This is a genomic window from Ferrovibrio sp. (assembly GCF_046297595.1).
Lineage (GTDB): Bacteria > Pseudomonadota > Alphaproteobacteria > Ferrovibrionales > Ferrovibrionaceae > Ferrovibrio.
Map to the genome: position 1 here is coordinate 205,618 of NZ_JBKBHT010000002.1, position 13,323 is coordinate 218,940.

Annotated in this window: 17 protein-coding genes; 9 read left to right on the plus strand and 8 right to left on the minus strand. The window is 64.0% G+C overall.

Going from position 1 to position 13,323, the window contains the following annotated elements:
• Nucleotides 1-4 precede the first annotated feature (4 nt).
• The 3 genes from ACK4FJ_RS06680 to ACK4FJ_RS06690 all read right to left on the minus strand — a co-directional run bounded on the left by ACK4FJ_RS06680 (nt 5) and on the right by ACK4FJ_RS06690 (nt 2,479).
• Nucleotides 5-1,216, minus strand: coding sequence for an efflux RND transporter periplasmic adaptor subunit (locus ACK4FJ_RS06680; protein WP_409765072.1), 1,212 nt, complete (start codon nt 1,214-1,216; stop codon nt 5-7).
• 272 nt (nt 1,217-1,488) lie between these two features.
• Nucleotides 1,489-1,914: a protoporphyrinogen oxidase HemJ gene (gene hemJ / locus ACK4FJ_RS06685; protein ID WP_409765073.1), complete on the minus strand. Its 426-nt coding sequence runs from the start codon at nt 1,912-1,914 to the stop codon at nt 1,489-1,491.
• 22 nt (nt 1,915-1,936) lie between these two features.
• Entirely contained in the window at nt 1,937-2,479 is a 543-nt protein-coding gene (locus ACK4FJ_RS06690) for a MarR family winged helix-turn-helix transcriptional regulator (protein ID WP_409765074.1), read from the minus strand.
• Between the two features lie 133 nt (nt 2,480-2,612).
• Here ACK4FJ_RS06690 and ACK4FJ_RS06695 point away from each other — a divergent pair, with 133 nt between their 5' ends.
• Together ACK4FJ_RS06695 and ACK4FJ_RS06700 are read left to right on the plus strand one after the other, a co-directional pair.
• On the plus strand, nt 2,613-3,050 hold the full coding sequence (locus tag ACK4FJ_RS06695; RefSeq protein ID WP_409765075.1) for an acyl-CoA thioesterase: 438 nt from the start codon (nt 2,613-2,615) through the stop codon (nt 3,048-3,050).
• Between the two features lies 1 nt (nt 3,051).
• Nucleotides 3,052-3,270: a DUF1127 domain-containing protein gene (locus ACK4FJ_RS06700; RefSeq protein WP_409765076.1), complete on the plus strand. Its 219-nt coding sequence runs from the start codon at nt 3,052-3,054 to the stop codon at nt 3,268-3,270.
• Between the two features lie 5 nt (nt 3,271-3,275).
• Here ACK4FJ_RS06700 and hemH read toward each other — a convergent pair whose 3' ends face one another.
• Both hemH and hemE read right to left on the minus strand, forming a co-directional pair.
• A complete protein-coding gene (gene hemH, locus ACK4FJ_RS06705) occupies nt 3,276-4,319 on the minus strand; it encodes a ferrochelatase (RefSeq protein ID WP_409765077.1) in 1,044 nt (347 codons plus the stop codon).
• A 118-nt stretch (nt 4,320-4,437) separates the two neighbouring features.
• A complete protein-coding gene (gene hemE, locus ACK4FJ_RS06710) occupies nt 4,438-5,508 on the minus strand; it encodes a uroporphyrinogen decarboxylase (protein WP_409765078.1) in 1,071 nt (356 codons plus the stop codon).
• 419 nt (nt 5,509-5,927) lie between these two features.
• Between hemE and ACK4FJ_RS06715 the strand changes: the two genes are divergently transcribed.
• The 5 genes from ACK4FJ_RS06715 to dnaQ are packed head-to-tail and all read left to right on the plus strand — an operon-like array spanning nt 5,928 to nt 9,562.
• The gene (locus ACK4FJ_RS06715) at nt 5,928-6,797 is read left to right on the plus strand and encodes a pyruvate, water dikinase regulatory protein (protein ID WP_409765079.1); all 870 of its coding nucleotides are present in this window, start codon (nt 5,928-5,930) and stop codon (nt 6,795-6,797) included.
• Entirely contained in the window at nt 6,794-7,387 is a 594-nt protein-coding gene (locus tag ACK4FJ_RS06720) for a Maf family protein (RefSeq protein ID WP_409765080.1), read from the plus strand. Before ACK4FJ_RS06715 ends, ACK4FJ_RS06720 begins: the two co-directional genes overlap by 4 nt.
• Nucleotides 7,384-8,238: a shikimate dehydrogenase gene (locus tag ACK4FJ_RS06725; protein ID WP_409765081.1), complete on the plus strand. Its 855-nt coding sequence runs from the start codon at nt 7,384-7,386 to the stop codon at nt 8,236-8,238. Before ACK4FJ_RS06720 ends, ACK4FJ_RS06725 begins: the two co-directional genes overlap by 4 nt.
• A gap of 21 nt (nt 8,239-8,259) precedes the next feature.
• Nucleotides 8,260-8,880 (plus strand): dephospho-CoA kinase, encoded by a 621-nt coding sequence (gene coaE / locus ACK4FJ_RS06730; protein WP_409765082.1) that lies wholly within the window; start codon nt 8,260-8,262, stop codon nt 8,878-8,880.
• Nucleotides 8,873-9,562: a DNA polymerase III subunit epsilon gene (dnaQ, locus tag ACK4FJ_RS06735; RefSeq protein WP_409765083.1), complete on the plus strand. Its 690-nt coding sequence runs from the start codon at nt 8,873-8,875 to the stop codon at nt 9,560-9,562. Before coaE ends, dnaQ begins: the two co-directional genes overlap by 8 nt.
• Here the strand turns inward: dnaQ and ACK4FJ_RS06740 are convergent.
• Together ACK4FJ_RS06740 and secB are read right to left on the minus strand one after the other, a co-directional pair.
• Entirely contained in the window at nt 9,531-10,103 is a 573-nt protein-coding gene (locus tag ACK4FJ_RS06740; RefSeq protein WP_409765084.1) for a PAS domain-containing protein, read from the minus strand. The genes dnaQ and ACK4FJ_RS06740 overlap by 32 nt on opposite strands.
• 59 nt (nt 10,104-10,162) lie before the next feature.
• Complete coding sequence (secB, locus tag ACK4FJ_RS06745) at nt 10,163-10,642, minus strand: protein-export chaperone SecB (protein ID WP_409765085.1); 480 nt, start codon at nt 10,640-10,642, stop codon at nt 10,163-10,165.
• Nucleotides 10,643-10,867: 225 nt separating this feature from the next.
• On the opposite strand from secB, the gene ACK4FJ_RS06750 reads away from it, so the two are divergent.
• On the plus strand, nt 10,868-11,545 hold the full coding sequence (locus ACK4FJ_RS06750) for a Tim44/TimA family putative adaptor protein (RefSeq protein ID WP_409765086.1): 678 nt from the start codon (nt 10,868-10,870) through the stop codon (nt 11,543-11,545).
• Entirely contained in the window at nt 11,545-12,738 is a 1,194-nt protein-coding gene (locus ACK4FJ_RS06755) for a murein transglycosylase A (protein WP_409765087.1), read from the plus strand. Before ACK4FJ_RS06750 ends, ACK4FJ_RS06755 begins: the two co-directional genes overlap by 1 nt.
• A gap of 18 nt (nt 12,739-12,756) precedes the next feature.
• Here the strand turns inward: ACK4FJ_RS06755 and ACK4FJ_RS06760 are convergent, their stop codons facing one another.
• Nucleotides 12,757-13,221: a PAS domain-containing protein gene (locus ACK4FJ_RS06760; protein ID WP_409765088.1), complete on the minus strand. Its 465-nt coding sequence runs from the start codon at nt 13,219-13,221 to the stop codon at nt 12,757-12,759.
• Between the last annotated feature and the right edge of the window lie 102 nt (nt 13,222-13,323).

Below are 13,323 nucleotides of genomic sequence, written 5' to 3' on the forward strand. Positions count from 1 at the left end.
GGGATTACTTCGACGCGCCCTGCGGGGCGCCCGCCTGGGCACCTGGCTGCGGCAGGGCCATCAGGCCCTGCCAGACCGGCGGCAGGGTCACCGGCTGCGGCGTCACCCGTCCGCCGCCCAGACGCACGCGCTGCAGCCCGTTGATTACCACCGTCTCGTCGCCCTTCAGGCCCTCGCGGACGATGCGGTAGCTGTCGGTACGCGAACCCAACTTCACCGGACGCTGCTGCACGGCCCCATCGGCTCCGACAACATAGACATACCGGCGGTCGAGGTCGGTCAGGATCGCCTCGTCGGGCAGCAGCACTGCTTGGTATTCCGGGCTGCCCGGCACGGCGATGCGACCGAACAGACCCGGCGTCAGGAACAGGTCCTTGTTTTCGAACACGGCGCGCAGGCGCATGGTGCCGGTGGCTGCATCCAGGCGGTTGTCGGTGAAATCGAGCTTGCCCTTGTGGGTGAAGCTCTTCTCGTCGGAAAGCTGCACGGCCACCGGCAAACCCTTGCCGTTACCGTTGCCGCCGTTCTGCTTGGCGATGCGCTGGTAGGCCAGATAGGAACGCTCGTCGATATCGAAATAGAAATACACCGGATCGAGCTGCACGATGGTGGTCAGCAGCGTCTCGTTCTCGCGCACCAAGTTGCCCTCGGTGACCAGCTTGCGTGAGATACGGCCGGCAATCGGGGCGCGGATCTCGGTGAAGCTCAGGTTCAGGCGCGCGGTTTCCAGGGCGGCGCGGGCGCCGGCGATGTTGGCCTGCGCAGCCAGGAAGGTTTGCCGGCGCTGGTCGAGTGTAGCGGCAGCGGCGGCACCGGTCTGGGTCAGGCGCTGGTAACGCTCGAATTCCAGCTTGGCCAGATCGAATTCGGTCTGCCGGCTGTTCAGCGTCGCCTGCGCCTGGTTGAAGGCCGCCTGATAGGTGCGGCGGTCGATGGTGAACAGCAGGTCGCCCTGGTTCACCGTGGCGCCGTCCTGGAAATGCACGGTATCGAGATAACCGCTGACGCGGGCCCGGACTTCCACCGCACCGACCGCATCGAAGCGGCCGGTATATTCATCCATCTCGACGATGGGCTTCACCACCGGCTTGGCCACCGTCACCGGCGGCGGGCCGCCGGGGCCACCCTGCGCAAAAGCCGCAGAGGCCGTGAAGGAAAAAACGGACAGAATAGCGGCTGTCAGCAGACCGCTGAGACGCAAGGAACGCACCGACATCGGGAACCCCCGGGATTTTTGCATGCGCGAAGAAGTAAAGGGCGCAGATAGTATGGACAAGCTAAAGCTGCGGCCCGGTCTGTGACCAATGCCACGAAAACTTTACGCGGCGGCACCTTAACGGCAGTTCAAGCAAGGTGCCTGTAAGAAATTGCACCCATGCTTTATCTGTTCAGTAATCAGAGAACCCCGCCGCTGCCTGTTAAATATAGTACATATCAGGAACGATCCCGTCGTGCAACATCCCCTGTGTTGGACAAAGAACCCAATATTCAGAATGGTTTGACGATGACCAGGATGACGATGCCGATCATCAAGAGGGTCGGCACCTCGTTAATGAAACGGTAAAAGCGCTGGCTGTGGCGGTTCCGGTCTTCGGCGAAGTCGCGCTGCCAGCGGGCCAGTCCGCCATGGGCTCCCTGCATGCCGAGCACCAGCACGACCTTGACCCAGAACCAGGGCTGGTCCCAGTGATGGCCCAGCCAGGCAATCGAGACGCCGAAGATCCAGGTGGCGCCCATGGCCGGATTGATGATCGCCTTCAGCAGGCGCCGCTCCATCACCTTGAAGGTCTCGGATTCCTTCGAGCCTGGTGTCGCCTCGCAGTGATAGACGTAGAGCCGCGGCAGGTAGAGCATGCCGGCCATCCAAGCGATGACCGATATGACATGCAGGGCTTTCAGCCAGTCGTAGAGCATGCGCCTGATTAACCCCAGCCGTTCAGGCCCGCAAGTCCGACGGCTGCGGTTCGTCGCAGGCTCCGTCCACCGGACAGCCATTGCGGAAGCAGGGGCCGGCATCGCAATAGCGGCAGACGGCATGGGCCTGGCGCCGCGACACCGGCATATGGCCCAGGATCTTGCGCAGCAATCCGTCGAACTGCTTCCGTTCGGTTGCACTCAGGCCTTCGAGCAATGCCTGCAGCCGGCGCTGGCGCTGGGTCAGGATGTCGCGCCGGCGCTGCCGCCCCAGTGACGTGAGTTTCAGTGCCATGGTGCGGCCGTCCTCGGGCGATGGCGTCTTCTCCACCAGGTCTTCCGCCACCAGCCGTTCGACCAGCCGCACCGTGCCGGGATGGGTGAGGCCCAGCACCTCGGCCAGCCTGCCGATGGACAGGCCGGGCAGGATGCCGATGGTGGTGAGTGCCGCACCGGCCTGTCCGCCATGCTCGCCCGCCGCATCGACGCCATCGCGGATGCGATCGGTGACTGCAACGCCCAGAGCGCCAAGCAGGTTCACCGTGGTGTCTTCGCGCAATGCCATGACATTCTCCCCGAGTATCCCGCCGGATTTAAGGCTGCTATCCGGCGATGGTCAACGCGGAAAATCCCGATTGACGAAAATATGTATGAGTAATATATATGAGTGAGTCATACATATTTCAAGGATCGCCGCCATGCAGCGCGAAGATGTTTCCTTCCTGTATGCCTACCGGGTGCGCTGGGCTGACCTCGACCCGCAGGACATTGTGTTCAATCCGAATTATTTCGTGTTTTTCGACAGCGCGGCCAACGAATACCTGCGCGCTATCGGCTACAGCCTGCGCTCAGCCATGGCCAATGACGGCGCCGATATCCTGGCGGTGAAGACCGAGGCTGAATTCCGCGGCTCGGCGCGTCTGGATGACGACCTTGAGATCGGTGTCACGGTGCCGCATGTCGGCCGCACCAGCTTCCAGTTCGCCTTTCCGGTCTGGCGCGGAAACGAGTTGCTGGTGCTGGGCCGCATTACCTATGTGGCCGTCGGGCTGGCCAGCCGGCGGCCGATTCCGGTGCCGGTGGCCTTCATCGCAGCCATACGAAACTTCGAAAAGACCATGCCCGTGGAGGCCTGACATGACCTGCAGCGATTTGCTCTCCATACCCCTGTCTCACGACAGAGAGTCCGGAACAATCAAGGCGCGGTTCAATCGGGTGATCGCCCTGCTGCGCTGCTGGCACAGCCGCGCCCGCGAGCGGCAACAGTTGGCTGCGATGGGCAGCCTGGCTTGGCGCGATCTGGGCCTCAGCGACGTCGATGTGCGGCAAGAGGTGAACAAACCGTTCTGGCGCTGAGGACCTCAGCTCTTGCAGACACAGCGCCGCCAGGCATTGCCGCAGGAACGTTCGCCGCTGCCGCAGCGCGGGGCGCCATCGAACACATCCTGGCTTGCCATGGCACCGCGCACCAGACGGCCGAGGCCGGCGATGAATTCCGGCTGCACGCCAACAGTAGGCACCCGCACATAACCGGCGGCGCCGTTATGCTGCGCCAGTTCGGCATATTCGATGTCGAGTTCCACCAGTGTCTCGGAATGCTCCGACACGAAAGCCACCGGCACCACGACAACCACGTGGCCATCTTTGGCTGCACGCTCGATCTCGGCATCGGTGGCAGGTCCGATCCATTCCAGCGGTCCGACGCGGCTCTGGTAGCAGATCTGCATCTCCAGATCGGGGCGTTTGAGCTGGCGCTGGATCGCCGCCACGCTTTTTTCCACCTGCATCTGATAGGGGTCGCCGTCGTTCACCACTTTCTTCGGCAGGCCATGGGCGGAGAACAGGATGCGCGGCTTTCCCATCGCCTCAGCCTGCAGCAATGCCGCCTGCAGCAGCTGCGTCTGCGCCGCGATGAAGCCTGGTTCATCCGGATAGCAGCCGATGGCTGCCGTGGGCACGTCAAGGCCGACCTGCGTTGCCGCGCGCTGCCAGTCAGTGAGAGACGATCCGGTGGTGGTGGTGGAGAATTGCGGATAGAGCGGCAGCAGGATCACACGCTCCGCGCCCCAGTCCTTCGCCGCTTTCGCCGCTTCCTGCGCGAAAGGATGCCAGTAACGCATGGCAATGAACACGGCATAGTCGTCGCTGCCCAGCGCAGTCTTCAGGGCCGCCGCCTGGGCTTCGGTCTGCGGCAAAATCGGCGAACGGCCGCCCATCTGCGCATAAATCCCTGCGGCCTTCGGCGCGCGACGCGACGAGATCAGTTTCGCCAGCAGCCAGCGGAACGGATTGGGTAGCCGGATGATGGCCGGATCGTTGAACAGGTTGAACAGGAAAGGCTGCACGGCCTGCTGGCTGTCCGGCCCACCGAGATTGAACAGGATGACGGCGGTTTTCTGGGGCATGATGAAGAAGGATGTAGACTGAATCCCTGCCGCAGCAACAGAGCAAAACGCCGCAGGGCTTGAGAAATCCGAAAGAATACGGTGAAAAAACCGCAGACTTTCGTCTCAGATTGCCATCTTACACCGCCGTCTCGGTACCCTTCACCAGACGCACCAACTCTTCCACATGGCGCACGGGTGTTTCCGGCACAATGCCGTGGCCCAGGTTGAATATGTGGTTGCGGCCCGAAAACGTCCGCAGCAGACGCTGCACGGCCTCGGCCATGGCCTGGCCGCCCACCACCAGCAGGCGCGGATCGAGGTTGCCCTGCACCGGCGTCCTGTTCCACAGATGGTCGCGCGCCCAGTTCAGCGGTACGGTGTAGTCCAAGCCAATCGCATCGGCACCGGTGGCCGCGGCATAACCATCGTAGAGCGCGCCGGCGCCGCGCGGGAATGCGATCACCGGCACCTTCGGATGCTTCTGTTTCAGCGCCGTGATGATCCGGCGCACCGGATCAATGCAGTAGCGGCGGAATTCCGCTTCCGGCAGGACGCCGGCCCAGGTATCGAATAGTTGCACGACTTCCGCGCCCGCCACGATCTGGCGATCGAGATAATCGACAGTCGCCTCGACCAGGATATTCATGAGGCTATCCAGACCAAACGGATTGCCGAAGGCCCAGGTCTTGGCCGCGGCATGGTCACTCGACCCGCGACCCTCAATCATATAGGTCGCCACCGTCCAGGGCGCCCCGGCAAAGCCGATCAACGTGCAGTCCGGGGGTAGCTCCCCCTTGATGCGGCTCACCGCCTCGTAGACCGGGTCCAGGCGCTTGTGGATGCCCTTCGGATCCAGGCGGACCAGTTCGCCGGCCGTGCGGATCGCATCCAGCACCGGACCCTCGTTTTCCTTGAAGGCCAGACCCTGGCCCAGGGCCTGCGGCACCAGCAGGATATCCGCGAACAGTATGGCGGCGTCGAAACCGAAGCGCCGGATCGGCTGCAATGTCACTTCCGCCGCCAGGGCCGGATTGTAACAGAGATCGAGGAAACTGCCGGCTTGGGCACGGGTGGCCCGGTATTCCGGCAGATAGCGTCCGGCCTGACGCATCAGCCACATGGGGGGACGTTCGCTGGGCAGGCCGGCTAGCGTGCGCAACAGGGGTTTGGTTGGCTGTTCAGCCTGGGCGGGAGGGAGTCGGGCCATTCCTTATTCCTCTTCTATTTTATTTAAAAATAAAAGTGATGTAGTGGTTTGTTGTGCGGTGTGAGTCGGGGATAACTGCTTCTCCGCCATGCGTCCCGGACTCTGTCCCGATTGGGTGGGATAACCCGTTCCGTTTGGCCGGTTTTGGGATAAACCGACCCGACTCGTCGCATAACCGCCATGAATCGGCCACAGGAATGATGGGGATAACGGGGATGATTGTCCCTGGTGGGAGCAGATGTGGATTTTCCCCGTTTTGCACAGGGACGGACAAAAAATGATCCGCCGGTGACAGGTCTGTTGCATGAAAACCGGCTTGCGGGCATGAAAATGACTGGGTTGGGGAAAAAGCCGGCCTTATCCGCTATTTCCCCGTTTTCCACAGCCGGAAGGGTCTTTCTCAGTCGATGCCGAAAACCGTGCGGCCGCATATTCATCTGGTTTCGGATGCCACCGGCGAGACGCTGAAATCCGTCGCCAAGGCGGCCCTCGTGCAGTTCCAGAAATCCCAGGAAGAGGTGGAAACCCATACCTGGGCCCTGGTGCGTAAACCCCTGCAGATGGAACGTGTGGTCGAGGCCATCGCCGCCATGGGCGGGCTGGTGCTGTTCACCATCGTCGATCCTCAACTGCGCGAAATCCTGGTGAAAGGCTGCGCCAAGGCCAAGCTGCCCATCGTGCCGGTGCTCGATCCGGTGATCCTCGCCTTCGGCAAGTATCTGGGCGAAAAGGCCCAGAACCTGCCGGGTCGGCAGCATGAACTGGACGCGGAATATTTCCATCGCATCGACGCGATGCATTTCACCATCGCCCATGACGATGGCCAGCTCACCATGGATATCGAGAAGGCCGATATCGTGTTGGTCGGCGTGTCGCGCACCTCCAAGACGCCAACCTCGATCTACCTGGCCAACCGCGGCTACAAGACCGCCAATGTGCCCATCGTGCCTGGGCTGGTCATCCCGCCCGAACTGGAAAACGCGCGCCAGCCGCTGGTGGTGGGGCTCACCACCTCGCCCGACCGCCTGGTCTCGATCCGGCGCAACCGGCTGATTTCGATGCATGAGTCGACTCAGACCGATTATGTGGACGATGAACGCGTGCGCGAGGAACTCAACATTGCGCGCAAGCTCTGCGCCAAGCATAACTGGCCGATGATCGACGTCACCCGCCGCTCCATCGAGGAAACCGCCGCCGCGATCCTCAACCTGCATGCCCGCCGGGAAGAGCAGCGCAAGCAGCAGGCGCTCGACCTCGATGCGCCGCCGCAGAAAGGCCCGCGCGCGTGACCCTGATCCTGGCCTCGGCCAGCCCGTCCCGGGCGGCCATGCTGCGTTCTGCCGGACTGGATTTTTCCGTGCAGCCGGCGCGCGTGGATGAAAGCGAGATCAAGCTGGCACTGCAGGCGGAAGGCGCGCCGCCATCCGAAGCCGCCACGGCATTGGCCGAACTGAAGGCGCAGCGCGTGTCGCCCTCTGCCGGCAGCGACTTCATCATCGGCGCTGACCAGATGCTGGTCTGCGAGGGCCGCTGGTACGACAAGCCGGACACCATGCAGGGGGCCCGCGCGCACCTGCAGGCACTGCGCGGCAAGACCCATGAACTGGTTTCCGCCGTGGTGCTGGCGCGCGGTGGCGGCATCATCTGGCGCCATGTGGATGTGGCGCGGCTGACCATGCGTAATTTCAGCGACGATTTCGTCGACGCCTATCTGGCCCAGGCCGGCGAGGCCGTGCTGTCGTCGGTGGGCGCCTATCAGCTCGAAGGCCTGGGCGTGCAGCTGTTCAGCCGCATCCAGGGCGATTTCTTCACCATCCTCGGGCTGCCGCTGCTGCCGCTGCTGGATATCCTGCGCGAGAACAGGGTGCTGCGGGCATGAGCGTGGCCAATGACGATCAGATCATCCCGCGCGCCGGCGTGATCGGATGGCCGGTGGCGCATTCGCGGTCGCCGAAGCTGCATGGCTTCTGGCTGAAACAGCATGGCCTGGTCGGGCGCTACGACAAGCTGCCGGTGCCGCCGGAAGACCTGGCCGCCTTCATCGCCGACCTGCCGAAAGAGCCCGGCTTTCGCGGCGTGAATGTCACCATCCCGCACAAGATCGCGGTGCTGCCCCTGATGGCGCAGGTGGACGATGCGGCGCGACGCATCGGCGCGGTGAACACCGTGGTGGTGCAGCCCGATGGCAGCCTGCATGGCAGCAACACCGATGCTTTCGGCTTCATCGAGAATCTGAAAGCGGATGCCCCGGCCGGCTGGAAAGCGGCGAATGGGCCGGCCGTCGTGCTGGGTGCCGGCGGTGCCGCACGCGCCGTCATCGTCGCGCTGCTGGATGCCGGCGTGACCGAGCTGCGCCTGGCCAACCGCAGCATCGAAAAAGCCGAGGCGCTGGCGGCCGAATTCGGCAAGGCCATCCTGCCTGTCGCCTGGGACGAGCGCGCACCGGCCCTGGCCGGCGCCAATCTGCTGGTCAACACCACCAGCCTGGGCATGGCGGATCAGCCGCCGCTGGAGATCGCGCTCAACGACCTGCCGCCAGCTGCACTGGTCAACGACATCGTCTATTCGCCGCTGGTCACCGACCTGCTGGCCAATGCCAAGGCGCGCGGCAATCCGGTTGTGGATGGGCTGGGCATGCTGCTACATCAGGGCCGGCCGGGCTTCGAGGCCTGGTTTGGCGTCGCGCCGGCGGTGACGCCGGCGCTGCGCGATGCCGTGCTGGCGGATTGAGGCCGCGATGGTGAAGCCACGATGCTGAAAGTTGCTCTCACTGGGTCCATCGGCATGGGCAAGTCCACCGTGGGCAAGATGATCGCGGCGCGCGGCGTTCCCCTGTTCGATGCCGACGCCACGGTGCATGCGCTCTATGCGCCGGGCGGCGCGGCGGTGGCGCCGGTGCGCGAGGCCTTCCCGGCAGCGGTGACGGGAGACAGCGTGGATCGCGATGTGCTTTCCCGCCTCGTGCTGGGCAAACCGGACGAGATCAAAAAACTTGAATCCATCGTGCATCCGCTGGTCGGCATGGAGCGCCAGCGTTTCCTGGCTGAAGCGGAAGCACATGGGGAACCATTCGTGGTGCTGGATATCCCACTGCTGTTCGAGGGCAAGGGTCGTGCCGGCGTGGATGCCGTGATCGTGGTCAGCGCGCCGGCGGACATGCAGAAAAGCCGCGTGCTGGCGCGGCCGGGCATGACGGAGGAGAAATTCGCCGCCATACTGGCGCGACAGGTGCCGGACGCGGACAAGCGTGCCGGCGCGGATTATGTGGTCGATACCGGCGTGTCGCTGGCCGAAACCGAAGCGCGGGTTGCCGAGGTGCTGGCCGCCCTGCGGCGCCGGGCAGACAGGGAACGGGAGTCGGGCAATGCGTGAAGTGGTGCTGGATACCGAAACCACCGGCTTCAATCCGCAGGATGGCGACCGCGTGGTGGAAATCGGCTGCATCGAGCTGGTGAACCATGTGCCGACCGGCCGGCATTACCACGTCTACATCAATCCCGAACGCGCCATGCCGGAAGAAGCCTTCAAGGTGCACGGCATTTCCGACGAGTTCCTGAAGGACAAGCCGCTGTTTGCCGATGTGGCGCGTCAATTCTGCAACTTTATCGGCGAAGACCCGCTGGTGATACACAACGCGGCCTTCGATATCGGCTTTCTGAATGCCGAGCTGGCGCGGCTGGAAGGGTTTCCGCATATCGCGATGGAACGCGCCATCGACACGGTGCGGATCGCCCGCGCCAAATTCCCCGGCGCCCAGGCCAGCCTGGACGCGCTGTGCAAACGCTTCAACATCGACAATTCCGCGCGCACCAAGCATGGTGCGCTGCTCGATGCCGAATTGCTGGCCGAGGTTTATCTCGAACTGATCGGCGGCCGACAGCAGGGTCTGGGCCTGGCCGGCATGGATGCCGGCGGACAGGCCATGGCCACCACGCCGATGGCGCGGGGTCCGGCCCGCCCGCCGCGACCGCACGAAGCCAGCGCGGAAGAGCTGGCGGCCCATGCCGCCTTCGTGGCGAAACTCAAAGATCCGCTTTGGCTGAAGGCGGATTGAGGTCGCCCGGTACTTCTATGTCGGCGCAGCAGAAAACCATGTCGACCGTCTCGCCGTCGCTGGACAGCGGCAGCAGCAGGGTGCCCAGCTCGCGCACCGGCTTGATGCCGAACGAACCGGTTTCCGCGATTGGACCCAGGGTCGGATTGTAGTCGTAGACCAGGCTATGCCGCTCGATGACGATGCGGTAATTCAGCAGGACCTCGTCTTCTTCCTGGCCCAGATGATGGCCGATGTAGTGGCCGCGCACCGGCTCGCCGGTCGGGTCGTGGCCGCGCACGGCCACCTGCTTGGTGCCGACCAGGCGATAACGCAGGTAAGGCGGTTCCCGCAGTACTTCGGTCAGCACGATATACGGCAGCAGGTCGGGGATTTCGGTGGGTTCGATGTCGCGCCGCGACGGCATCGGGCGGTCGCCGCGCTTGGCGACCCAGTATTCCCAGAAGCGCCGGATGCGCGGCGAGCAGATCTTCAGGAAATCGGTTGTCAGCAGCCGGGGATGGGTGGAGGCGGCGATGGCGTCATCCAGGGAAACGGTCATGCCGAACCTCCCGTGCCTCGCTGCCTCTCCCGACTGCGTGACCCTACGCTGGGCAGGCCTCAGGCCGTGCCCTGCTGCTCCGCTTCCAGCTGCTTGCTGCGCTGGTATTGCTGCAGGAAGTCGATCGGGTCTAGCATCAACGGCGGCATGCCGCCGTCGCGGGTGGCATCGGCGACAATGCGGCGGGCGAACGGGAACAGCAGGCGCGGTGCCTCGACCAGCAGAAGCGGCTCGACATGCTCGGCCGGGATATTGGCCAGGGTGAACAGGCCGGCATAATACAGATCGACCACGAAGGCGGTCTCTTCGCCGTGCTTGGCTTCGCACAGGATGCGCAGGGTCACCTCGAACAGGCTGTCATTGACCCGCTCGGCCTGGGTGCCGACATTGACCGAGATTTGCGGCGCGCCTTCCATGCTGAAGGTGCGCGGCGCCATCGGATGCTCGAACGACAGATCCTTGGTGTATTGCGCGTTCAGGCCGAAGCGCGGCGCGGCATCGGGATTGAAGCCGGACGGCGGGTTCGCATAGTCGGTCATGGCCAGACAGTCTCTCTGCTCGGAATATGCGCTGTCCCTAGCATGCTTTGCGCGGTACCGACAAGGCGGGCCCCGGCCGGCACCGTGTCGTGGCGCTTGTAAAAGCGCGATTTATCCCTATTTCCTCTTCGCCGCAGGGATGGAACCGGGATGCCTGCGGCCCGGTTCGGCTGGACCGGGGACAGCCCCGGGGGTAAACTTGGTGAAAAGGTAAACAGGCACGCGATGGGCGACGGCGGTTTCCAGTTTCTCGACATTCTCCTGCTTGGCGCCATCGCCGGCTTCATCGCCCTGCGCCTGCGCGCCGTGCTGGGACAGCGGACCGGCCATGAGCAGCGTCGCAGACGCCCACCCTTCGCCGGATCTGAGAGCGAAGCCGACAAGGCCGGCACCGAGGATCGTGATGGCGACAATGTTGTCAGCCTGCCGCGCCGCGACATTCCCGAACAGCCGGTCGACGAGAAGATTGCCCGCATCCGCGCCGTCGATCCGGCTTTCGATGGCGACGAATTCCTGGGCGGCGCCAAGGCCGCCTACGAGATGATCGTCACGGCCTTCGCCGCCGGTGACAAGGACAACCTCCGCCCGCTGCTGTCGCGCGAGGTGTTCAACGATTTTGCCGCCGCCATCGACGAACGGGTCAAACGCGGCGAAACGGTGGAAACCACCTTTGTCGGCCTGCGCGGTGCCGAGATCGTGGAAACCCAGGTGAACAACCGCATCGCCGAGGTGACCATCCGCTTTGAATCCGAGCTGATCAGCGTCACCAAGGATGCCCAGGGCCACGTCATTTCCGGCCATGCCAACAGCGTGGAACAGGTGACGGATATCTGGACCTTTGCCCGCGATACCCGCTCGCGCGATCCGAACTGGACGCTGATCGCCACCACCGCCCCGAATTGATGCGCATTCTCGCCGCCGTGCTGCTGGCCGGACTTGCGGCCTGCGCGCCGAAACCGCCGCCAGCCCCGCCGCTGGCTTTCCGTCCTGTCACATTCGCCGATCTGCCCGGCTATGCCGCCGACCGTGTCGCCGAGGCTCTGCCGGCGCTGAGCCGAAGCTGCACTCGCATGGTGGCGCGAGGCACTGCCGCGCTGGACGGCCTCGAGCGGTACGGCACCGGCCAGGACTGGCAGCCTTTCTGCACTGCCCTGAATGCGCTGAAACCCGGCGACGATGCCGGCCTGCGCCGTCTGGTCGAACGCGAATTGCAGCCGGTGGCCGTGATCGGCGACGGCAAGCCGGAAGGCCTGTTCACCGGCTATTACGAACCGATGGTGCGCGGCAGCCGCCAGCGCGGCGGGACCTATACCGTGCCGCTCTATCGGCAGCCCGCCGATCTCGTGCAGGTGGACCTGGGCGAATTCCGCGATGCCCTGAAAGGTCAGCGCATCGCCGGCCGGGTGCGCGATGGTCGGCTGAAGCCCTATGAGGATCGCACTGCCATCGAAACCGGCGCGCTGGCGGGAAAGAATCTCGAGCTGGTCTGGCTCGACGATGCCGCCGATGCCTTTTTCCTGCAGGTGCAGGGCTCGGGCCTTGTGCAGATGCCGGACGGCAAGCAGATGCGGGTCGGTTTCGCCGCGCAGAACGGCCACGGGTACGTGGCGGTGGGCAAGGTGATGATCGAACGCGGCCTGCTCAGCCGTGAAGAAGTCTCGATGCAGAGCATCCGTGCCTGGCTGCGCGCCAATCCTTCCGCTGCATCGGAACTGCTGCGGCAGAATCCGTCCTATGTCTTCTTCCGCGAATTGCCGGCGCCGAAGGACGACAGCGACGGCCCGCCAGGTGCCCAAGGCGTGGCCCTGCTGCCGGGACGTAGCCTGGCGGTCGACCGCGGCCTGCATGCCATGGGCCTGCCGCTCTGGCTGGCGGCGACGCGGCCTTCCGCGCAGCCGCCATATGACGACCTCCCACTGCAACGCCTGATGGTGGCGCAAGATACCGGTGGCGCCATCCGCGGCGCGGTGCGCGGCGACGTCTTCTGGGGCCATGGGCCCGAGGCCGAAAGCATTGCCGGCCGCATGAAGCATCCCGGCAAGATTTGGCTGCTGCTGCCCAGAAATGTGGCCGCGCGGCTGATGGCGCAGAGCTAGCCGGGCAAAGCGGTCAGCTCAGCCCCATTTGCGGCCCATGATGCTGAACACGCCGGCGCCGATGATCATGTCGATGGCATTGCCGTCGCTGGCCAGTGGCATCTGGATGCTCTCGAATTCGATCCATTCCTTGCCAAACCACCAGACCAGTTTGCCCGCATAACATACCGGACCGCGCCGTTGCCGCACCTGATCGAAGGCGTAGCGAAACAGCGAAGCCTTGCTGCCCATCATCTGCTCGATGGTCTGTCCGGTATAGCTGCCGTTGTAGATCACGCTCTGCGCCGTGCCGAGCAGGCGCACGCGATAGTCCGGTGCGGCGTTGTCGTCACCTTCCACATCGATCAGGAACAGATGCGGCAATAACTGTGGCAGATCGGCCGGATCGATTGAGGCACGACCCGGCAGCCGGCCATCGGGTTCGCATTTCGATCGCCAATAGGCCAGCAGATTACGCAGCACCAGATCCTGCGGCGCCGGCATTTCCCTAATCCTGGTGCTCTCCGCCGTCGTGTCGTTCATATCCATTTCCGATTGCTTCGTTCATCAGCGCATCGTCAGGTAGCACTTCACTCTAGCGGCATA

Coding starts and splice junctions, on each gene's coding strand:
- ACK4FJ_RS06700 (WP_409765076.1), top strand. CDS start 3,052: ATGACCTGCAGCGATTTGCTCTCCATACCCCTGTCTCACGACAGAGAG.
- ACK4FJ_RS06750 (WP_409765086.1), top strand. CDS start 10,868: ATGGGCGACGGCGGTTTCCAGTTTCTCGACATTCTCCTGCTTGGCGCC.
- ACK4FJ_RS06690 (WP_409765074.1), bottom strand. CDS start 2,479: ATGGCATTGCGCGAAGACACCACGGTGAACCTGCTTGGCGCTCTGGGC.
- dnaQ (WP_409765083.1), top strand. CDS start 8,873: ATGCGTGAAGTGGTGCTGGATACCGAAACCACCGGCTTCAATCCGCAG.
- ACK4FJ_RS06760 (WP_409765088.1), bottom strand. CDS start 13,221: ATGCCGGCGCCGCAGGATCTGGTGCTGCGTAATCTGCTGGCCTATTGG.
- ACK4FJ_RS06740 (WP_409765084.1), bottom strand. CDS start 10,103: ATGACCGTTTCCCTGGATGACGCCATCGCCGCCTCCACCCATCCCCGG.
- ACK4FJ_RS06725 (WP_409765081.1), top strand. CDS start 7,384: ATGAGCGTGGCCAATGACGATCAGATCATCCCGCGCGCCGGCGTGATC.
- ACK4FJ_RS06680 (WP_409765072.1), bottom strand. CDS start 1,216: ATGTCGGTGCGTTCCTTGCGTCTCAGCGGTCTGCTGACAGCCGCTATT.
- secB (WP_409765085.1), bottom strand. CDS start 10,642: ATGACCGACTATGCGAACCCGCCGTCCGGCTTCAATCCCGATGCCGCG.
- hemE (WP_409765078.1), bottom strand. CDS start 5,508: ATGGCCCGACTCCCTCCCGCCCAGGCTGAACAGCCAACCAAACCCCTG.
- hemJ (WP_409765073.1), bottom strand. CDS start 1,914: ATGCTCTACGACTGGCTGAAAGCCCTGCATGTCATATCGGTCATCGCT.
- coaE (WP_409765082.1), top strand. CDS start 8,260: ATGCTGAAAGTTGCTCTCACTGGGTCCATCGGCATGGGCAAGTCCACC.
- ACK4FJ_RS06755 (WP_409765087.1), top strand. CDS start 11,545: ATGCGCATTCTCGCCGCCGTGCTGCTGGCCGGACTTGCGGCCTGCGCG.
- hemH (WP_409765077.1), bottom strand. CDS start 4,319: ATGCCCCAGAAAACCGCCGTCATCCTGTTCAATCTCGGTGGGCCGGAC.
- ACK4FJ_RS06695 (WP_409765075.1), top strand. CDS start 2,613: ATGCAGCGCGAAGATGTTTCCTTCCTGTATGCCTACCGGGTGCGCTGG.